Consider the following 20,309-nt stretch of genomic DNA (forward strand, 5'->3'; position numbering starts at 1 on the left):
GCCCGCTATGTGCGTTGTGCACCGGGACATTACCGACCATCGGGTAAGCTAATGCCCTCGTTTGCACAGGAATTCCAGGTGGCTGACTCCCCCAACGCTTCCCCCGCGCCCAGCCGCGCGCTGGAAGGCCAGAAACTGCTGTTGTGCGTCGGAGGCGGGATCGCGGCCTACAAGGCCCTGGAACTGGTGCGACGCCTGCGCGACGCGGGCGCCCAGGTGCAGGTGGCGATGACCGCCGGCGCCCAGCAGTTCGTCACCCCCCTCAGCTTCCAGGCCCTGTCCGGGCAGCCGACCCGCACCACGCTGTGGGACAGCGCGGCCGAACAGGCCATGGGCCACATCGAGCTGGCCCGCTGGGCCGACCGCATCGTGGTCGCGCCGGGAACGGCCGATCTGTTGGCCCGGCTGGCCCAGGGCCATGCCGATGACCTGGTCAGCACGCTGTGCCTGGCCAGTACCGCACCGCTGACGATCTGCCCGGCGATGAACCACCGCATGTGGCTGCATCCGGCCACCCAGGCCAACATCGCCCTGCTGCGCCAGCGTGGCGCGCAGGTGATCGGCCCGGTCGATGGCCCGCTGGCCGAGGGTGAATCCGGTCCCGGCCGACTGGCCGAACCCGGCGATATCGTGGCCGCGCTGGTGGCCAATGGCGGCGCCGCTGCGACGGTTGCCGCGCCGGAAACCCGTGCCCTGCAGGGGCTGCGCCTGCTGATCAGTGCCGGACCGACCTACGAAGACATTGATCCGGTGCGCTACGTCGGCAACCGCAGCAGCGGCAAGATGGGCTTCGCCCTGGCCGCTGCCGCCGCCACGCTGGGGGCGCAGGTGGTGCTGGTCAGCGGCCCGGTACAGCTGCCGACGCCGCCGGGCGTGCAGCGCATCGACGTGCGCTCGGCCGCGCAGATGCGCGATGCCGTGCTGAAATCGCTGCCTGCCGACATCTATATCGGTGCCGCAGCGGTGTCCGACTACACGCCGCGCCAGGTCGCCGCGCAGAAGCTGAAGAAGACCGCCGACAGCCAGTCGCTGGTGATCGAGCTGGTGCGTACCCCGGACATCCTTGCCGAAGTCGCCGCACAGACGCAGTCGCTGAAGCTGGTGGTCGGCTTCGCCGCCGAGACCCACGACGTGGAGAAGTACGCACGCGGCAAGCTGGTCGACAAGCGCCTGGACCTGGTGATCGCCAACCAGGTCGGCATCAGTGGCGGTGGTTTCGAGAGCGACAACAATGCCGCCACTGCCTTCTGGCAGGACGGTGAACAGGTATTCCCGGCCACCTCCAAGCGCGAGCTGGCCGAACAACTGCTGGCGCTGATCGCGCGGAGACTCCAGGCATGACCCAGGCATCCACTTCCCACCCGCTGCAGGTCAAGCTGCTCGATCCGCGCTTCGGCGACAGCTGGCCGCTGCCGGCGTACGCCACCGAGGCCAGCGCTGGCATGGACCTGCGCGCGGCGCTGGATACCGCGCTGACCCTGCAGCCGGGCGACACCGCGCTGGTGCCCAGCGGCCTGGCCATCCACATTGCCGACCCGAACCTGTGCGCGGTGATCCTGCCGCGCTCCGGGCTGGGCCATCGGCATGGCATCGTGCTGGGCAACGGCACCGGCCTGATCGATGCCGACTACCAGGGGCCGCTGCTGATCAGCGTCTGGAACCGTGGCCGCGAAGCCTTCACCATCGAGCCGGGCGATCGCATCGCGCAGCTGGTGGTGGTTCCGATCGCCCGCGTGAGCCTGCAGGTGGTGGATACTTTCACCGACAGCGTGCGGGGCGCGGGTGGATTCGGCCATACCGGGGTGCGTTGACAGGGGACATCGATGAGCGGCATCGGGGAAGGACAGCGGGGACGGTCGTTGGGTCGCAGTGCACCTCTACTGGGGGTGTTGTTGATCCTGTTGGCCGGCTGGTTCGGATGGAGCGCGGTGCAGCAATGGCGGCAGGAGGCCAACGGGCAGGCGCTGGAAGAGGCGCGTGACCAGGCCGTGCAGGGCCTGCAGCAGGCCGCTGCGGGCCAGCTGCAGCAGCTGCAGCAGCAGTTGAAGAATGATCGCGTGCAGCAGGCGCTGCAGGCCGGCGATGCCGCTGCGGCGGCGCTGGCCGTGCGCGAGAGCTGGACCGGGGTCGAGCAGGTCGAGGTGCTGGCGGCCGATCTGACCAACGCCTATGCCGATCCGGCCACCTTCGGGTATTCCCGCCTGGCGCTGCTGGAAGCCGCGCTGGCCGAGGCCCGGCCAAGCCTGCGCGTGGTCCGCGACGGCGGCGGCAACCGCCTGGGCCTGGCCGCGCCGGTGCAGCTGGGCAGCCTGGGGCCGGCCGTCGTCTATGTCCGCCAACCGCTGCTGCGGCTGACCTCGCCGCTGGACCAGGTGCGCGCGCCGTCCGCCGGCTTCCTTGGCCTGCGCCAGGGTGGGTTCGATCTGGTCACCCAGGGCGACGCGGGCCTGGCCGAAAGTGCGGAAGCCCTGGCGCGCCCGGTTGCAGGCACGCCGCTGCGGCTGGTCGCGTCGGTACCGAATGTCGAAGCCGGTCCGCTCGGCCTGGGCGCACTGGCCAGCGCCATTGTGGCGTTGCTGCTGGCGTTCATTGCCGTGTTGCTGGTGGTCGGTCGCGGCCGCTTGCCGAAGTCGCTGCCGTTGCCGCGCCGCGCCGCCGCGTCCGAGGCCGACCATGGCCCGACCCTGAGCGAGAGCCTGCAGCAGGCGCCGCCACCGGTGGCCGCCGTAGCCAGCAGTGGTGATGCCACGCCGCCGCCACCGCCCCCGGTGCCGGCCGAAGAACTGGCTGCCGGTATCTTCCGCGCCTACGACATCCGCGGCGTGGTGGGCAGCGAACTGACACCGAAGACCGCGGCGCTGATCGGCCAGGCCATCGGCACCGTGGCGTTGGAGCAGGGCCTGCGCGAGGTGGTGATTGGTCGCGATGGCCGCCTGTCCGGACCCGAGCTGGCGGCCGGACTGGCCGAGGGCCTGCGCCGTGCCGGCTGCGCGGTGATCGACATCGGCCTGGCGCCGACCCCGCTCGTGTACTACGCCGCCTTCCACCTGCGTACCGGTACCTGCGTGGCGGTCACCGGCAGCCACAACCCACCCGAGTACAACGGCTTCAAGGTGGTCATCGGCGGCGAGACGCTGTCCGGCGATGCCATCACCGATCTCTACCAGCGCATCGTCGAGGGCCGCCTGGTGCAGGCCGCCGAGCCAGGTGACTACCAGCAGCGCGATGTCAGTGCCGACTACATCCAGCGCATCGGCGATGACGTGCAGCTGGACCGCCCGCTGAAGGTCGTGGCCGATGCCGGCAATGGCGTGGCCGGCGCACTGGCGCCGCAGCTGCTGGAAGCGATCGGCGCCGACGTCATCCCGCTGTACTGCGACGTCGACGGCACCTTCCCGAATCATCATCCCGACCCGAGCGAGCCGGCCAACCTGGAAGACCTCGTGCAGACGGTCAAGCGCTTCGGCGCCGACCTCGGCGTGGCCTTCGATGGCGACGGCGACCGGCTGGGCGTGGTCACCGGCGAAGGCAAGATCATCTACGCCGATCGCCTGCTGATGCTGTTCGCTGCCGATGTGCTGATGCGCAATCCGGGCGCGATGGTGATCTACGACGTGAAGTGCACCGGCAAGCTGTCCGACCACGTGCTGCGCAATGGCGGCAGCCCGCTGATGTGGAAGACCGGGCATTCGCTGATGAAGGCGAAGATGCGCGAGACCGATGCCGAGCTGGCCGGTGAGATGAGCGGCCACTTCTTCTTCAAGGAACGCTGGTTCGGTTTCGACGACGGCCTGTACGCCGCTGCGCGCCTGCTGGAGATCCTGGCCCAGCGCGAGGAAACCCCGGACGAAGTGCTGGGCGAACTGCCGGAGATGGTCGCCACGCCAGAGCTGAAGGTGCCGGTGGCCGACGGGACGCCGCATGCGCTGGTGGCGATGCTGGTGGCGGCGGCGCAGTCGCCGGACAACCCGTATGTGGGGGGCCGCCTGTCGACCATCGATGGCCTGCGCGTGGACTTCGCCGATGGCTGGGGCCTGGTACGCGCCTCCAACACCACACCGGTGCTGGTGCTGCGGTTCGAAGGCAACGACGAGGCCGCACTGGAGCGCATCAAGGCCTTGTTCCGCAGCCAGCTGCAGCCGGTGCTGGGCGACACCCCGCTGGGGTTCTGAGGTGGGGCCGGGCTGCGCCCGGCACCCGCCGAAGCAACGGCAACAGCAACATCAACATCAAAAGCGGGCTATCCGCGGGATGGTGGGGCGGTGTCGGAGTGCGGGGACGCCGCAAGTACGTCCCTGTAGGCTTGGCAGCCGCATCCATGCGGCTGACACCCCGCACTCCGACACCGCCCCACGTCTGACAGTTTCCTGGTGCTGTTGGTAGGTGTCGACCTTGGTCGACACAGTAGATCCACGCCATGCGTGGATGCTCTTCGATGGATATTCATCCACGCATGGTGGGTGCCGACCGTGGGTCGGCACACCCTCACCCCTTGAACCGCAGTCCCACGCCCGGCTCGGTGAACAGGTAGCGCGAATCCAGCGCTGAATCACCCAGCTTGTGCCGCAGCTTGCCGACCAGTATGCGCAGGTAGTGGGTGTCGTGCTGATGGGTCGGCCCCCAGATCTCCTGCAGGATCTGCGGCTGGGTCACCACCCGCCCGGCATTGCGCAGCAGCAGCGACAGCAACGCGTATTCCTTGCGGGTCAACGCCACCGGTTCACCCTCGAGGGCGACTTCGCGACGCACCAGGTCCACGTGCAGGTGGCCATCGTCGAACACCGGCGGTGTGCCATCGGTCGGCACGCTGCGCGTGCGCAGCAGCGCCCGCACGCGCGCCATCAGCTCCTGCGTGCCGAACGGCTTGGTCACGTAGTCGTTGGCGCCGGTATCCAGTGCGCGCACCTTCTCGGCTTCGCCCGCACGCACGGTCAGCATGATCACCGGTACCTGGCTCCACTGCCGCAGCTGTTCCAGCACCTCGTGGCCTTCCATATCCGGCAGGCCGATATCCAGGATCACCAGGTCCATGTCTTCGCTGGCGGCCAGTTCCAGGCCTTCCTGGCCGGTCGCCGCCTGCCGCACCTGGTAGCCCTGCGCGCGCAGGCTGATGTCCAGGAACCGGCGGATCTGGGTTTCATCATCGATCACCAGCACGCGCGCGGCCGGCACGCTGGCGTCAATCGGGGTCGGGCTCATCGTGGGAGGCTGGCTTGAGCAGGGGCAGGGTGATGCGGATCAGGGTACCGCGACCGTCGCGTCCAGGCAGCGCCTGCACGCTGCCGCCATGCGCGCCGATCATGCCCTGGCAGATGGTCAGGCCCAGGCCCGTGCCGTGGCGGCCGCGGTCGCCACGCTCGACGCTGTAGAACATGTCGAAGATGCGCGCACGCTCGTCGTCGGGAATGCCGGGGCCGGCATCGATCACGTCGATGCGCAGCTGGCCGTCCAGTTCGCGCGCCTGTACCTGCACGGCGGCGTCGGGCGGTGAGAACTTGGCCGCGTTCTCCATCACGTTGAACACGGCCTGTTCGACCAGTGCCGGGTGTACCCAGATCGGCGCCAGCGTGGACGGAATGTCCAGTTCCAGCCGCACCTTGGGCTGGTAGCGCTGCAGACGCCGCGCGGCCGAGCCGATCAGCTCGTCCACGCCGATCCAGTCGCGGTTGATCTTCAGCCCTTCATGGCCGAGGCGGGTCATGTCCAGCAGGTTCTGGATGTAGCGGTCCAGCCGTTCGCCCTCGACCAGTATGGTGTCCAGCAGGGCGCGGCGATCAGCCGTGTCCATCGCCGCACCGTAGCTGGCCAGGCTGTCGGCCGAACCGATCATCGCCGCCAGTGGCGAGCGCAGGTCGTGCGACACCGAGGAGAGCAGCGCCGAGCGCAGTCGCTCGGTCTCGTTGCTGACGTGCGCCTGCTCCAGTTCGGCCACCAGCCGCGTGCGCAGCGCGGCCTGGGCGATGTCGTCGACCATTGCTTCGGCCAGCTGCCGCTGTTCGGGCAGCAGGCGCGCCTGTGCGCCGGGCAGGTACAGGCCGGCCACGCCGATCGCGCGGTCTTCGCCATCCAGCAGTGGCAGGAACCACCACTGCGCACCGGCCAGGGTGTCGGTGAAGCGGCCACTGGGCTGGCCGTGGCGCAGCGCCCAATCGGCGGCGGCCAGGTCGGTGTCACCGGGCTGGCTGCGGCCACCGGTTGCGGTATCCGCGCCGATCCGCAGCCACGCCGGCACGTCCATCGCCTGTTCCAGCGCATGTCGACCCGCCTGTGCCACCTCGCCATTGCCAGCGGCACTGGCCAGCTGACGGCCCAGCTGCTGGCGCGCACGTGCATGGCGGTTGGCCGCACGCAGCGCAATCACCTGCATGCGCAGGCGCGAGGCCAGGCGCCCGGCCACCAGTGCAGCGGCCAGGAACAGGAACACGGTGATCACGCCCTGGCGTGCACCGATGGCGAAGGTGAAGCGGGGTGCGATGAACAGGAAGTTGTAGGCGAGGAAACACAGGATCGCCGCCATCACCGCCACGCTGGCGCGCGTGCGCGCAGCCACCAGCACCACCGCGACGATGAACACCATCGACAGGTCGGCCATGCCCACCCAGCGTTCGGCCAGCCAGGCCACCGCACAGGCCAGCGCGGTAGCGATCAGTGCCTGCGCCGGTTCGTAGCTGATGCCGCGCACCGGCGGCAGCAGGCCCTCGCGGCGCGAGCGCGCACGTGCCTGCGGCGTGCTGATGATGGTGATCTCGTAATGCGCGCCGCGCTGGATCAGCTGCTGGGTCAGGGTGCGGTTGAACATCCGCGCCAGCGGCCGTTCACGGGTCCGGCCCAGTACCAGGGTCGACACGCCGTTGTGTGCGGCGTGGTCGAGCAGAGCATCGGCGATGCTCGATCCGTGCAGCAGTTCGGCGTCGCCGCCCAGCCGCCGTGCCAGTGCGAACGCGGCATCGATCTCGCGCCGGGTCGCGTCATCCTGACGGCGGCCCTGAACGGTCACTACCGTCCACGGTGCGTCGCGGCGCTCGGCGATGCGACGCGCCACGCGCACCAGGTATTCGCTCTGACCGCCGCCATCGATCGCCACCAGCACGCCGCGACGCAACGGCAGATTGCCTTCGCCACGCGCGGCGCGGGTCTCGCGCAGGCTGCTGTCGACGCGGTCGGCGGCTTCCTGCATCGCCAGTTCGCGCAGCGCGGTCAGGTTGGCCGGCGAGAAGAACGCCTGCAGGGCCTGTGCGGCCTGTTCCGGCACATAGACCTTGCCCTGCTGCAGGCGCGCGATCAGTTCGCGCGGCGGCAGGTCGACCAGCACGATGTCGTGCAGGCGGTCGAGCACACCGTCCGGCACGGTCTCGCTGACGCGCACGCCGGTGATCCGCATCACCACGTCGTTGAGGCTTTCCAGATGCTGGATGTTGACCGTGGTCCAGACGTCGATGCCGGCGTCCAGCAGCTCCATCACATCCTGCCAGCGCCGCTCATGACGGCTGCCGGGCGCATTGCGATGGGCCAGTTCATCCACCAGCACCAGCGCCGGATGCCGTGCCAGCACGGCATCCAGGTCCATCTCCTGCAGGGTGTGGCCGTGGTAGGCCACTTCCTTCAACGACAGCTGCGGCAGGCCCTCCAGCAGCGCCTGGGTATCGGCACGGCCATGGGTTTCCACCAGCCCGACCACCAGGTCAACGCCGCGGCGCAGCTGTTCCTGCGCGCGGGTCAGCATGGTGTAGGTCTTGCCAACGCCCGGCGCCGCGCCAAGGAACACGGTCAGCTTGCCGCCGGCTTCGCGTTGCAGGCCTTCGACCAGGGCGTCGGCCTGGCGGGTTCGTGCATCAGTCATGGGGGCCGCTGTCATGGCCGCCATTGTGCGCGCAGCCGATGCAGGCCGGCATCACGGCGCCTTGGCCGCATGGTCCAGCGCGAAGTTCAGCGTCACCACGTTCACCCGCGGCTGGCCGAACAGGCCCCATTGGCGCCCTTCGGTATTCGCCTGCACCAAGGCCTGCACGCGCTCCACCGGCAGGCCGCGGGCACGCGCCACGCGTGCCACCTGCAGCTGCGCCGCCGCCGGCGACAGCTGCGGATCCAGTCCACCGGCGGACTGCGTGACCAGGTCCGCAGGCACCTGCGCCGGAGCGACACCTTCGCGCGCGGCCACTGCAGCCGTGCTGGCGGCAACACGTTCGGCCAGCGCCGGGTTGCTGCGCGCCAGGTTGGAACCGGCCGCGGCCATCGGGTCGTAGTTGGCGGCCGACGGTCGTGCCTGGAAGTAGCCGTCACCGGTGAACGGCTGCGACAGCCATGCCGAGCCGCGCACCTGGCCACTGTCATCGCGCAGCAGGCTGCCTTCGGCCTGGGTCGGGTAGGCCAGGCCGGCAAAGCCGGTGGCGATGCCGGCGTAGACCGCGCCGGCCAGCAGCAGGGTAGCCAGGCCCAGGCCGATCGCCGGGCGCCAGCTGGCGCCATCCTGCAGGCTGGCCACGCGGGCCTCGGCCTTGGCGTCGCGCGGAAGGGAAGATGAGGTGGACACAGAACGGTTCATGCGCCGAATACCAGGACAAGAAGGAGGTCGATCAGCTTGATTGCCGCGAACGGCAGCAGAACGCCGCCGAGGCCGTACGCCAGCATGTTCCGGCGCAGCAGCGCGGTGGCGGTGGCCGGGCGGAAGCGCACGCCACGCAGGGCGAGCGGGATCAGGGCGGGAATCACCAGGGCGTTGAAGATCAGCGCTGCAAGCACCGCGTTGCGCGGGCTCGACAGCTGCATCACGTTCAGTGCGGCCATGGTCGGAACGGCAGCGGCGAACAGCGCCGGCAGGATCGCGAAGTACTTGGAGACGTCGTTGGCCAGCGAGAAGGTGGTCAGCGCGCCGCGGGTGATCAGCTGCTGCTTGCCCACTTCCACCACCGCCAGCAGCTTGGCCGGGTCCGAATCGAGGTCGACCATGTTGCCGGCCTCCTTCGCCGCCTGCGTGCCGGAGTTCATCGCCAGGCCGATGTCGGCCTGCGCCAGCGCAGGGGCGTCGTTGGTGCCGTCGCCGACCATCGCCACCAGGCGGCCGCCGGCCTGCTCCTGGCGGATGCGTGCCAGCTTGTCTTCGGGGCGAGCCTCGGCGATGTAGTCATCAACGCCGGCTTCGGCCGCGATGGCGGCGGCGGTCAGCGGGTTGTCGCCGGTGATCATCACCGTGCGGATACCCATCGCCCGCAGCTGTGCGAACTTCTCGCGCATGCCGTGCTTGACCACGTCCGACAGCTCGATCACGCCCAGCACATGGCGGCCCTCGGCCACCACCAGCGGGGTGGCACCATTGCGCGCGACCTGCTCGACGCGACCGGCCAGTTCCGCCGGCACGTTGCCGCCCAGCGCCTGGACGTGGGCACGGATCGCATCGGCGGCGCCCTTGCGGATCTGCCGGCCATGTTCCAGATCGACGCCAGACATGCGGGTCTGCGCACTGAAGGCCAGGTAGTCGGCATGGTCCGGCTCGGCGGTGGCGCAGCCCTGTTCGCGCGCCAGGCGCACGATCGACTTGCCTTCCGGGGTCGGGTCGGCCAGCGAAGAGAGCAGTGCGGCCTCGCGCAGCTGGCTGGCGTCGATGCCGGCCAGCGGATGGAAGTGGCTGGCCTGGCGGTCGCCGTAGGTGATGGTGCCGGTCTTGTCCAGCAGCAGCACGTCGACGTCGCCGGCCACTTCCACCGCCTTGCCCGACTTGGCCAGCACGTTGGCGGCCAGCGCACGGTTCATGCCGGCAATACCAATCGCCGGCAGCAGGCCGCCGATGGTGGTCGGGATCAGGCACACCAGCAGCGCGATCAGCAGCAGTGGATCGACCTTGACGCCGACCGCGGCACCAATGGCCGGCAACGTGGCCACCACCACCAGGAAGGTCAGCGTCATCGCCGCCAGCAGCAGGGTCAGCGCGATCTCGTTGGGGGTCTTCTGGCGGTTGGCACCCTCCACCAGCGCGATCATCCGGTCCAGGAAGCTGTGGCCCGGCTCGGCGGTCACCCGCACGATGATCTGGTCGGACAGCACCTTGGTGCCGCCGATCACGCCGGAACGGTCGGTACCGGCCTCGCGCAGCACCGGTGCCGATTCGCCGGTCACCGCCGCTTCGTTGATGGTGGCCAGGCCCTGCACGATCTCGCCATCGGCCGGCACCAGCTCACCGGCACTGACGATCACATGGTCCCCCGGGCGCAGCTCGGCGGCCGGCACCTGGGCTTCTGCCGCGCCTGGCTGCGGCGCCGCCAGCCGGCGTGCCACCAGGTCCTGGCGGGCACGGCGCAGCGAGGCGGCCTGGCCACGGCCACGCGCTTCGGCCACCGCCTCGGCGAAGTTGCCGAACAGCACGGTCACCAGCAGGATCGCGGTCACTGCCAGGCCGAAGCCCAGCGGCGCATTGCCGGTCAGGGTGACGATCGCGGCGACGATCGTGCCGGCCATCACCACCGCCATCACCGGGCTGCGCACCAGATGCATCGGCGACAGCTTGCGCACCGCTTCGACCAGCGCACGGCGCAGGCCGGCGCCATCCAGCAGGGCAGGGCGCGCTGCATGGGTACTACGGGTTGAACTTGCTTGGGTACTCATCAGGGTGTCCTTAGTGCAGTCCCAGGCTCAGGTGGTCGGCGATCGGGCCGAGCACCAGCGCCGGCATGAACTGCAGCACGGTCAGGATGACGATCACCGAGACCAGGGTCAGGGCGAAGGTCGGGGTTTCGATCTGCAGGCTGCCGGCAGACTCCGGGGCCTGGCGCTTGGCAGCCAGCTGTGCGGCCACCACCAGCGGAATGATCAGCAGCGGGAAACGGCCCAGCAGCAGTACCAGCGAGCAGCTCAGGTTCCACCACAGCGTGGCGTCACCCAGCCCTTCGAAGCCCGAACCGTTGTTGGCGTAGGCCGAAACATACTCGTAGAACACCTGGCTGATGCCATGGAAGCCGGGGTTGGAGGTGCCGGCCAGGCCGGGCACGGCCAGGGTGATCGCAGTGAACACCAGCAGGGTGATCGGCTGCAGCAGCACCAGCAGGGCCAGCAGGCGCACCTGTGGCGTCTCCAGCTTGCGGCCGAACAGTTCCGGCGTGCGCCCGGTCATCAACCCGGCCAGGAATACACCCAGCAGCAGATAGACGATGAACTGCTGCAGGCCACAGCCGATGCCGCCCCAGATCGCGCTGACCAGCATGTTGACCATCGCGATGCCACCGCTCAGCGGCGCCAGCGAATCGTGCATGCCGTTCACCGAGCCGTTGGAGACCTGGGTGGTCACCGCCGCCCACAGCGCCGTGCCGTCGGCGCCGAAGCGCACTTCCTTGCCTTCCATCAGCAGCGGGGTGGCGGCGCTGGCGCTATGCCCTTCGCTCCACATCATCGCGCCGGTGGACAGCAGCGACATGCCCAGCATGCAGCTGAACACCAGGGCGCCGAAACGACGCCGGCCGGTGAACGCGCCGATCATGAAGATCACCGCCATCGGCACCAGCAGGATGCCAACGATTTCCAGCGCGTTCGACAGCGGGGTCGGGTTCTCCAGCGGGAAGCTGCTGTTCGGGCCGTACCAGCCGCCACCGTTGGCACCCAGCTGCTTGGCCGCGACCATCGCCGCCACCGGGCCCAGCGGCAGCTTCTGTTCGGCCATGCCGGCGCTGGCGTCGATCGGCGTGGCCTGAGGGCCACCGGCCATCGTCGACGGCACGCCCTGGCTGGTCAGCAACAGGGTCCATACCAGGCACAGCGGCAGCAGGAAGCGCACGCACAGGCGCACCACGTCCACGTAGTAGTTGCCCACCGCCACCTGGCGGTCATCGCCGCTACCGGTGGCCGCCGTAGCCTGCGGCGCACGCGAGAACAACGCGCGCAGCGTCGCCACCGCCAGCGCCAGGCCCATCATCGGCGTCACCACCTGCAGGCCGGTGATGCCGGTCATCTGCGAGAGGGAGGACAGCTGCGCCTGGCCCGAATAGTGCTGCTGGTTGGTATTGGTCAGGAACGAGATCATCGTGTGCAGCGCGGTGTCCCAGCGCATGTTCGGGATCTGGTCCGGATTCAGCGGCAACCAGGCCTGGGTCATGAACACCGCCTGGGTCAACACAGCGACCACCACGTTGCTCAGCACGAAGGCCAGCACGTAGCCGCGCCAGGACATCGAGCGCGACGGATCGACGCCGAACACCCTGTACAGCGGCTTCTCGATCCAGTGGAACAGCACGTCGACCTTCATCGGCGTGCCACGCATCACGCGGGCCAGGTACAGGCCCAGCGGCCACGCCAGCAGGAGGCTGGCGGCAATAATCACAAGCATCTCAGTCATGGCCGGCTCCGCTCAGAACAACTCGGGCCGCAGCACGACATAAAGAAGATAGGCGGCGGCGACCAGCACCAGCACGCCACACAACAACGACAGCCAGGGGGACATTGCAATAGCGTCCTGGTGGAACCCCTCCACCTCAGGCCGTCATCGTCGTCCTGCCGCCCATAAACGCACTACGCGCCGGACCGGGCCGACGCGTAAAGAGTGCATAAATTCCGTGGGCCAACCCGTAACCAGGCCCCGGGTAGCGCCGGGCCATGCCCGGCGACGGAAGCGGGGTCAGCCCGCCGGGACCGCCGCCTGCGCCACGCCCTTCAGCTCGCGATAGCGCTGCAGGGTGCTGTCGATCTCGGCCTTCAGCGCCTGCTGCTGCTGCAGGAACCCGGCCTGCAGTCGCTGTTGCGCCTGCAGCTGCACGTGCCGCTGGCGGATCGCCTCGGCCTGCTTGTCGGCCACCTTGCCACCGGCCAGTTCACGGTCACCGGCCGCCGACAGCAGCGCCACCAGCGATTCGCGCAGGCTGGTGACGTTGTACTCGGCGGTCTTCAGGTTGTTGTCCAGCACTTCCTGGCGTTCGGCGAACACCCGGCGCAGGTCGTCCTCGCTGCCATAGGTGGACAGCATCGCCTGCTCGGTACGCTGGCGGGTCTGCTCGGCCATCAGGTCCAGCTGCTGCTGCTGCGCCACGGTGCTGGCCGCGGCGCGCTCCTCGTCGGTCAACGCGCGCTGGACCTGCGCATTGCGCAGGCCACTCTTCGCGTTGAATTCCTCGCGGGCATGATTGACCGCATCGGCCGGCAGCGAATCACTGCAGATCCGCTCCTTGCCCTCGTTCCAGCAGTACAGCTTCTTTTCCACCTTGCCGCCGTCGCGCGACTGCGCCGGCACGGTGAACGGCACGGCCAGCAGCAGGCCGGCAAAGAGAACAGCAGGAACTCGGGACATGACCTTTCCCCTGGTCGGTCAGCGGATCGAACGGACGCCGTACTGGGCCCGGTAGGCTTCCAGCGGCTGCCGGTAACCGACAAGTTCCGGATTGCCGGAGGCAAAATCAAGCAGATCGGCCAGCGATGCCACGGCGATCACCGGAATGCCGGCCTCTTCGGCCACCGACTGCGCCGCCGAACGGCGGTCGGTTTCCGAGGCGATCTCCTGGCGATCCAGGGCCACCACGATGCCGGCCGGGGTGCCGCCGGCGGCGCGGATGATGCCCAGCGCTTCGCGGATCGCAGTACCGGCAGTGATCACGTCATCGACGATCAGCACGCGCTTGCCGTTCATGTCGGCGCCGATCAGCTGGCCGCCCTCGCCATGGTCCTTGGCTTCCTTGCGGTTGAACGACAGCGGCAGGTCGCGGCCACGCTGGGCCAGCTCGCAGGCCATCGCGGTCGCCAGCGGAATGCCCTTGTAGGCCGGGCCGAACACCACGTCGTACTTGATCCCGGTGGCATCGATGGCATCGGCGTAGCACGCGCCGAGCTGCGACAGCAGCGAACCGGAGTCGAAACGACCGGCGTTGAAGAAATAGGGGCTCAGGCGGCCGGACTTGAGGGTGAACTGGCCGAAGCGCAGGGCGTCGGCGGTCAGGGCCAGCTGCAGGAAACGGTGGCGGTGGTCGCTCATCAAAACTCGATTCATCTTCATTTGGAGCACAAATCCTAATCCAGCTGGGCGTTTCGCGCTCGTCCAGCGCCATGTGAAAGGCGTCCGGGCCCGCCCCGGCGGACTGCGCAGCCCTGCGGGCAACCGGTATGCTTGCCCGGTTTCCCGCCGCAGGTCCCCCGCATGCGCATCATCAGTTTCAACGCCAATGGCATCCGTTCCGCCGCGACCAAGGGCTTCCTCGACTGGTTCCGTGCCCAGGACGCCGACGTCCTGTGCATCCAGGAAACCAAGGCCCAGGAAGACCAGCTGACCGACCCGATGTTCCGTCCGGACGGCCACCACTGCTTCTACCGCGACGCCATCACCAAGAAGGGCTACAGCGGCGTGGCGATCTACAGCAAGCGCGAGCCGGACCAGGTCATCACCTCGCTGGGCTGGGCCCCGTTCGACGACGAAGGCCGCTACATCGAGGCGCGCTACGGCAACCTCAGCGTGGTCTCCTTCTATATCCCGTCGGGCAGCTCGGGCGACCTGCGCCAGGGCTTCAAGTTCGAAGTGATGGAATGGCTGCGGCCGATCCTCGAGGAGTGGGCGCGCAGCGGCCGCGACTACGTGCTGTGCGGCGACTGGAACATCGTGCGTTCGGCGCTGGACATCAAGAACTGGAAGTCCAACCAGAAGAACTCCGGCTGCCTGCCGGAAGAGCGCGACTGGCTCAACGCCCTGTGCGCCGACCATGGCCAGGCCACCGATGTCGGCGCCGGCCGTGGCTGGGCCGATGCCTACCGCCTGCTCAACCCCACCGGCGAGGACTACACCTGGTGGAGCAACCGCGGCGCAGCCCGCGCCAACAATGTCGGTTGGCGCATCGACTACCAGTTCATCACCCCGGGCCTGCGTGACCGACTGCGCAGCTGCTCGATCTACCGCGACGAGCGCTTCTCCGACCACGCCCCGTTCATCGTGGACTACGACCTGTGACCGAGGCTGCCACGCCGGTCAGCTACAAGGGCTGGGCCGGAATCAAGCGCGCCTTCGGTACCCCGTCGGCGCTGACCATGGCCATGCTTGGCTTCGGCAGTGGCCTGCCGTTCCTGCTGATCGCTTCGCAGACGCTGTCCACGCGCCTGCGCGACGTCGGCCTGGACCTGGGCAGCATCGGTCTGATCAGCCTGGCCAGCTTCTTCTACCTGCTCAAGTTCCTGTGGGCACCGCTGCTGGACCGCTATGCCTTCCCGCTGCTGGGCGGGCTCGGCCGCCGCCGTTCGTGGCTGCTGGTGTCGCAGGCCCTGGTACTGGTCGGCCTGGTCGCACTGGCCTTCGTGCGGCCCGAACAGGGTGTCTGGCCGCTGGTGATGTGGGTGCTGGTGGCGTCGTTCGCCGGCGCCACCCAGGACTCCGCCGTCGATGCCTATCGCATCGAGATCGCACCGCAGGCCGCCCAGGCGGCGCTGGCGGCCACCTATACGCTGGGCTACCGGATCGGCCTGATCCTGGCCGGTGCAGGCGCGCTCTACCTGGCCCAGTTCGAAGGCTGGATCGTCGCCTACCTGGCGATGGCGGCACTGATGCTGCTGCCGATCGTCACCACTCTGCTGTGCGCCGAACCGGAGCGCCCGGCCACCGCCGTGCAGCGCCGCATCGATATCGCCGAAGCCTTCATCCAACCCATCTCCAGTTTCTTCAGCCGCAACGGCGTGGCGCTGGCACTGGTGCTGTTGGCCTTCGTCGGCCTGTTCAAGTTCCCTGATCAGGTGATCGGCGTGATGGCCGGGCCGTTCTATCTCGATTCGGGGTTCGACAAGGCTGACATCGCCACCGTGTCCAAGCTGTTCGGCGTGTGGATGGGGATCGGCGGTGCGTTCCTGGGCGGTATCGCGGTGGCCGCATTCGGCTTCCGCCGCATGCTGCTGGTGGCCGCACTGGGCGTAGCGCTGTCCAACCTGGCCTTCCTGCTGATGGCGCACAACCCGGGCAAGCTGTGGGCGTTCTATGCCGCACTCAGTGCCGACAACCTGTTCCAGGGCTTTGCCGGCACCGTGCTGGTCGCCTTCATGTCGTCGCTGACCGACCGCAACTTCACCGCCACCCAGTACGCGCTGCTGGTGTCGCTGGCCAACCTGCCCGGCAAGTTCGTCGGCGGTGTCTCCGGCTACATCGTCGAAGCCACGTCCTACAGCACGTTCTTCATCCTCAGCTCGGTCACCGTGGTGCCGACCCTGCTGCTGCTGGCCTGGCTGTGGCCGCGGATCGCCGACCGCGGGCCGCCGCCGGTCGCCTGATTGCCTGCGCGCCCGGACTGCGGGATCATCGCCCCCGACGCGCCGAGGGGGCGGTGCCTTGCGAACGGGGAAGTGAGCATGGCCGACGTTGTGCTGCGGGACCTGGACCCGCTGCTGCTGGAACGTATCCGACGAGTCGCGGTCGCCCGCGGCTGGACCCACGAACAGACCTGCGCCGCCTTGCTGGAGCAGGGCCTGTTCAGCAGTGAACTGGAGGTTCGCTCCGGCTTCGGTGATCCCGAAGTGGACGCGCTCTCCGACGCCATCGCCGCCCTGCAGGCCCTGCCCGCAGGGCAGGGCTTCGATTAGCGCCTTTGTAGCGTCGAGCCATGCTCGACTGCCGTTCCCGGTAGATCCACGCCATGCGTGGATGACCACCTCACGCCAGGTGGATCGCACCCAGTATCCGCGGCCCCTTCGCCCCGGTCACGCTCGGCAGGTTGCCCGCCAGCCCGTCCATCGTCCGCTGCGCCAGCCAGGCGAAGCCCATCGCCTCCACGTACTCCGGGTCCAGCCCATGCACCGCGCTGGACTCCACCTGCACCTCCGGCAGCCGCGCCGCCAGTCGCTTCATCAGCTGCCGGTTGCGCACCCCGCCGCCACAGACCAGCAGGCGCCGGGTCTGCGGCTGCTGCGCCAGCAGTGCATCGGCCACGGTCGCCACGGTCAGCTCCAGCAGGGTGGCCTGCACATCGGCAGCGGCGTACTCGCCTTCCCCCATGTGTGCCTCGGCCCAAGCCAGGTGGAACTGCTCGCGCCCGGTGCTCTTCGGCGGCGGCAGCGCGAACCACGGGTCCGAACGCCAGCCCGCCAACAGCCCCTCGTCCACCGCGCCACTGGCGGCATACGCGCCATCGGCATCGAAGGTGCGGCCGGTGTGGCGCTGGCACCAGGCATCCATCAGCGCATTGGCCGGGCCGGTATCCAAGCCCCGCACCGCGCCTTCGCGCGGGATCAGGGTCAGGTTGGCGATGCCGCCCAGATTGAGCACCGCGCGGTCTTCATCGGCGGTGCCCAGCATGCCCAGGTGGAAGGCTGGCATCAGCGGCGCGCCATGGCCACCGGCTGCCACGTCGCGGCGGCGGAAGTCGGACACCGTGGTGATCCCGGTCAGTTCGGCGATGCGGTTGCCGTCGCCCAGCTGCACGGTGAAGGCGGGATTGGCCAGCGGGCGGTGGCGCACGGTCTGGCCGTGCGAGCCGATCGCGCGCACCTGGCTGCGATCCACGCCGGCCTCGGCCAGCAGCTGGTTGGCGGCCCCGGCAAAGTTGATCGCGATCCGCGCGTCCAGCTCGCCCAGCTCCTCCAGCGAATCCAGCGGGCCACCTTCGCCCAGCGCCACCAGCCGCGCGCGCAGCACCGGCTCCCAGCGGGCGGTCAGGCCGTGCACGAAGCGGCAGCCACCGCCGGCGGGGAACTGCACCAGCGCGGCGTCGATGCCGTCGGCGCTGGTGCCCGACATCAGGCCAAGGTACAGGGGGGCGTCAGCGTCGGCAGTCGTGTTCATGGCAGGCATAAAAAAAGGACGCGGCAAGCTTGGGCTGCCGCGTCCTTCCTCGTCAACGCAGGGGCTCAGCCGCGCTTGCGGCCGGTCGCCTGCTTGTCCTTGGCGCTGGCCACTTCGGGGGCGGCCTCGTCGCGGCTGGTAGGTGCCGGGCTGGCATCGGCGTAGATCAGCTTCTCCATGCCCTGGATGCGCGCCATGGCCGGCGCGGTCTGCGCGCGGAAGGCGACCAGCTCGGCACCCTTCAGCGGTTCCGGCGGCGGCATGGTCACGGTCAGCGGGTTGCGGTGCTCGCCGTTGACGCGGAATTCGTAGTGCAGGTGCGGGCCGGTTGCCAGGCCGGTCGAGCCGACATAGCCGATCACCGTGCCCTGGGCCACGCGCTGGCCGGTCCTGATGTTCGCAAAGCGCGACATGTGGCCGTACAGGGTGGTGTGGCCGCGGCCATGGTCGAGGATCACCACATTGCCGTAGCCGTTCTGCACGCCGGCGAACTGCACGCGGGCGTCGCCGGCGGCCATGATCGGGGTACCGGTGCGCGCGGCGTAGTCCACGCCCTTGTGCATGCGCATCTTGCCAAGCACCGGGTGCTTGCGCGCGCCGAAGGTCGAGCTCAGCCGCGCGAACGGGATCGGCATGCGGATGAAGCTCTTCTTCAGCGAGCGGCCGTTGATGTCGTAGTACTCGGACTTGCCGTTGCGATCGAAGCGGAAGCCGGAGTAGGTCTTGCCGCCGGTGGTGAAGGTCGCCGCCAGGATCTTGCTGGTGTCCACCTTCTCGCCTTCGCGCCAGGTTTCATCCATCACCACGCTGAAGCGGTCGCCCGGCTGCAGGTCCTTGGAGAAGTCGATGTCGTACTTGAAGATGTCGTCGGTCATCGTCGCGATCGCCGACGGCGACAGCCCGGCCCGTCGGGCCGCGGCATACAGCGAACTGGTGATCTCGCCGCTGGTGACCACGGTGCGCGTGGAGGTCTCGCGCCTGGTCACCTTTTCCTTGATGTCGTCGCCGGCCAGGCTCAGTTCCACCCGGTTGTCGGCATCCCGGTCGAAGCGGATGCTGCGCAGGTCGCCGGACAGCGGCATGTCGAAGGCGATCTCGGCGCCGGGGCGCAGCTTGGTCAGCGCCTCGCGTGCGCCGGGATGGTCCAGTACCCGGTGCAGGGTGGTGGCCGGAATGCCGGCCTTGTCGAACAGGTCGCTCAGAGTCTGGCCACGCTGCACGCGCAGCACCTGCCAGCTGTCGCCAGGCACCTGCTGCTGGCGGGCCATGGTCAGCGGCGGCAACGGCAGCGCCAGGCTGGTGTGGCTGTCGGCGTAAGGCGCATCGATGGTGTGCGAGAAACCGGGGACGATCGTCGCCACCAGGGCGCCGATGGTCGCGAACAGGCTGGCGTGCATCCAATGGCGGCGCGTCCAGCGCTCATTGAAGGCGGCGGGAAGGTGTTGCCTGAGCTTCCGATGCAGGGCGTTGTCGTGCAGGACGTGGAGGCGTTCCTGGAAGCGCTGCTTGCGTGCGCGCCCTTGTTCGGAATTGTGCATCGGCGGTTTTTTCCTGGCGGCCCGGGAGCGCGGGCCTGATCGCCGGTTACCATAGACACCTGAGAAAACCGCGTCAAACCCTTGTGCCCATTGGCTTTTGTGAAGCCAATCGGGTTAACTTTGCTTTAACACCCCACACAAGAATCGGCGTTGCCGGGAGTAGTCACGTGTCCTCGATTGAAGAAGCCCTTGCCCTGATCGGCCGCGGTGCCGACGAGATCCTCAAGCTCGAGGATCTGCGTGCGCGCCTGCAGGAAGGCCGTCCGCTGCGGATCAAGGCCGGCTTCGACCCCACCGCGCCCGACCTGCACCTGGGCCATACGGTGCTGCTGAACAAGATGCGCCAGTTCCAGGACCTCGGCCACCAGGTCATTTTCCTGATCGGCGACTTCACCGGCATGATCGGCGACCCGTCCGGCAAGAGCCTGACCCGCAAGCCGCTCAGCCGCGACGACGTGCTGGCCAACGCCCGTACCTATGAGGAGCAGGTGTTCAAGGTGCTGGACCGCAGCCGTACCGAAGTCCGCTTCAACTCGGAGTGGTTCGGCAAGATGGGCGCGGCCGACATGATCCGCCTGGCCGGTCAGCACACCGTGGCGCGCATGCTCGAGCGCGACGACTTCGCCAAGCGTTATGCCGCCCAGCAGTCCATCGCCATCCACGAGTTCCTGTACCCGCTGGTGCAGGGTTACGACTCGGTGGCCCTGGAGGCCGACGTCGAGCTCGGCGGTACCGACCAGAAGTTCAACCTGCTGATGGGCCGTGGCCTGCAGGAGCACCATGGCCAGAAGCCGCAGGTGGTGCTGACCATGCCGCTGCTGGAGGGCCTGGACGGCGTCAACAAGATGTCCAAGTCGCTGGGCAACTACATTGGTATCAGCGAGCCGGCCATCGACATCGTCACCAAGACAATGAAGGTGGACGACACCCTGATGTGGCGCTGGATCGAGCTGCTGTCCTTCGACATCAGCCAGGCCGAAGCCATGCAGCTGCGCGAGCAGGTGGCCAATGGCGGCCTGAACCCGCGCGTGGTCAAGCTGCGCCTGGCGCGTGAACTGGCG

At 68.6% G+C, this 20,309-nt stretch carries 17 protein-coding genes (1 of these 17 running past the window's edge); 7 read left to right on the forward strand and 10 right to left on the reverse strand.

All coding sequences use genetic code 11. The annotated features are described in order from the left end of the window. Positions 1-51: 51 nt before the first annotated feature. The 3 genes from coaBC to ACUZUJ_RS01620 are packed head-to-tail and all read left to right on the forward strand — an operon-like array spanning position 52 to position 4,172. Complete coding sequence (coaBC, locus tag ACUZUJ_RS01610) at positions 52-1,341, forward strand: bifunctional phosphopantothenoylcysteine decarboxylase/phosphopantothenate--cysteine ligase CoaBC (protein ID WP_049443447.1); 1,290 nt, start codon at positions 52-54, stop codon at positions 1,339-1,341. After that, on the forward strand, positions 1,338-1,811 hold the full coding sequence (dut, locus tag ACUZUJ_RS01615) for a dUTP diphosphatase (protein ID WP_014035700.1): 474 nt from the start codon (positions 1,338-1,340) through the stop codon (positions 1,809-1,811). The genes coaBC and dut overlap by 4 nt, the downstream gene beginning before the upstream one ends. A 12-nt stretch (positions 1,812-1,823) precedes the next feature. Next, positions 1,824-4,172, forward strand: coding sequence for a phosphomannomutase/phosphoglucomutase (locus ACUZUJ_RS01620; protein WP_458220223.1), 2,349 nt, complete (start codon positions 1,824-1,826; stop codon positions 4,170-4,172). Between the two features lie 313 nt (positions 4,173-4,485). On the opposite strand, the gene ACUZUJ_RS01625 is transcribed toward ACUZUJ_RS01620, so the two are convergent. From ACUZUJ_RS01625 to pyrE, 8 genes are all read right to left on the reverse strand, one after another. Next, positions 4,486-5,199 carry a response regulator transcription factor gene (locus ACUZUJ_RS01625; RefSeq protein ID WP_049443449.1) on the reverse strand — a complete coding sequence of 238 codons (714 nt, stop codon included), beginning with the start codon at positions 5,197-5,199 and terminating at the stop codon, positions 4,486-4,488. Continuing rightward, positions 5,180-7,840 (reverse strand): ATP-binding protein, encoded by a 2,661-nt coding sequence (locus tag ACUZUJ_RS01630; RefSeq protein ID WP_049443450.1) that lies wholly within the window; start codon positions 7,838-7,840, stop codon positions 5,180-5,182. Before ACUZUJ_RS01630 ends, ACUZUJ_RS01625 begins: the two co-directional genes overlap by 20 nt. Before the next feature lie 51 nt (positions 7,841-7,891). Then, the gene (gene kdpC, locus ACUZUJ_RS01635; protein ID WP_101764780.1) at positions 7,892-8,542 is read right to left on the reverse strand and encodes a potassium-transporting ATPase subunit KdpC; all 651 of its coding nucleotides are present in this window, start codon (positions 8,540-8,542) and stop codon (positions 7,892-7,894) included. After that, on the reverse strand, positions 8,539-10,596 hold the full coding sequence (kdpB, locus tag ACUZUJ_RS01640; protein ID WP_101764781.1) for a potassium-transporting ATPase subunit KdpB: 2,058 nt from the start codon (positions 10,594-10,596) through the stop codon (positions 8,539-8,541). Before kdpB ends, kdpC begins: the two co-directional genes overlap by 4 nt. 10 nt (positions 10,597-10,606) lie before the next feature. Then, positions 10,607-12,316 (reverse strand): potassium-transporting ATPase subunit KdpA, encoded by a 1,710-nt coding sequence (gene kdpA / locus ACUZUJ_RS01645; protein WP_458220224.1) that lies wholly within the window; start codon positions 12,314-12,316, stop codon positions 10,607-10,609. 12 nt (positions 12,317-12,328) lie between these two features. Further along, entirely contained in the window at positions 12,329-12,421 is a 93-nt protein-coding gene (locus ACUZUJ_RS01650; protein WP_458220225.1) for a potassium-transporting ATPase subunit F, read from the reverse strand. Positions 12,422-12,595: 174 nt separating this feature from the next. Beyond that, entirely contained in the window at positions 12,596-13,261 is a 666-nt protein-coding gene (locus ACUZUJ_RS01655; RefSeq protein ID WP_014035706.1) for a hypothetical protein, read from the reverse strand. Between the two features lie 18 nt (positions 13,262-13,279). Then, positions 13,280-13,939: an orotate phosphoribosyltransferase gene (gene pyrE / locus ACUZUJ_RS01660; protein WP_010486876.1), complete on the reverse strand. Its 660-nt coding sequence runs from the start codon at positions 13,937-13,939 to the stop codon at positions 13,280-13,282. Positions 13,940-14,101: 162 nt separating this feature from the next. Here pyrE and ACUZUJ_RS01665 point away from each other — a divergent pair, with 162 nt between their 5' ends. The 3 genes from ACUZUJ_RS01665 to ACUZUJ_RS01675 all read left to right on the forward strand — a co-directional run bounded on the left by ACUZUJ_RS01665 (position 14,102) and on the right by ACUZUJ_RS01675 (position 16,512). After that, positions 14,102-14,902: an exodeoxyribonuclease III gene (locus ACUZUJ_RS01665; protein WP_004153871.1), complete on the forward strand. Its 801-nt coding sequence runs from the start codon at positions 14,102-14,104 to the stop codon at positions 14,900-14,902. Further along, positions 14,899-16,203 (forward strand): AmpG family muropeptide MFS transporter, encoded by a 1,305-nt coding sequence (locus ACUZUJ_RS01670; RefSeq protein WP_014035708.1) that lies wholly within the window; start codon positions 14,899-14,901, stop codon positions 16,201-16,203. The genes ACUZUJ_RS01665 and ACUZUJ_RS01670 overlap by 4 nt, the downstream gene beginning before the upstream one ends. 78 nt (positions 16,204-16,281) lie before the next feature. Continuing rightward, a complete protein-coding gene (locus ACUZUJ_RS01675; protein WP_005420465.1) occupies positions 16,282-16,512 on the forward strand; it encodes a hypothetical protein in 231 nt (76 codons plus the stop codon). A 70-nt stretch (positions 16,513-16,582) separates the two neighbouring features. Here ACUZUJ_RS01675 and ACUZUJ_RS01680 read toward each other — a convergent pair whose 3' ends face one another. Both ACUZUJ_RS01680 and ACUZUJ_RS01685 read right to left on the reverse strand, forming a co-directional pair. Continuing rightward, entirely contained in the window at positions 16,583-17,710 is a 1,128-nt protein-coding gene (locus ACUZUJ_RS01680) for an anhydro-N-acetylmuramic acid kinase (protein WP_458220226.1), read from the reverse strand. Positions 17,711-17,775: 65 nt separating this feature from the next. After that, positions 17,776-19,248 (reverse strand): M23 family metallopeptidase, encoded by a 1,473-nt coding sequence (locus tag ACUZUJ_RS01685; protein ID WP_014035710.1) that lies wholly within the window; start codon positions 19,246-19,248, stop codon positions 17,776-17,778. Positions 19,249-19,415: 167 nt separating this feature from the next. Between ACUZUJ_RS01685 and tyrS the strand changes: the two genes are divergently transcribed. Next, positions 19,416-20,309, forward strand: the 5' portion of a protein-coding gene (tyrS, locus tag ACUZUJ_RS01690) for a tyrosine--tRNA ligase (protein WP_458220227.1). The gene runs 318 nt beyond the window's last position; only the first 894 of its 1,212 coding nucleotides appear in the window; its start codon is at positions 19,416-19,418; its stop codon lies off the right edge, out of view.

It is taken from the genome of Stenotrophomonas sp. S4, from assembly GCF_054187805.2.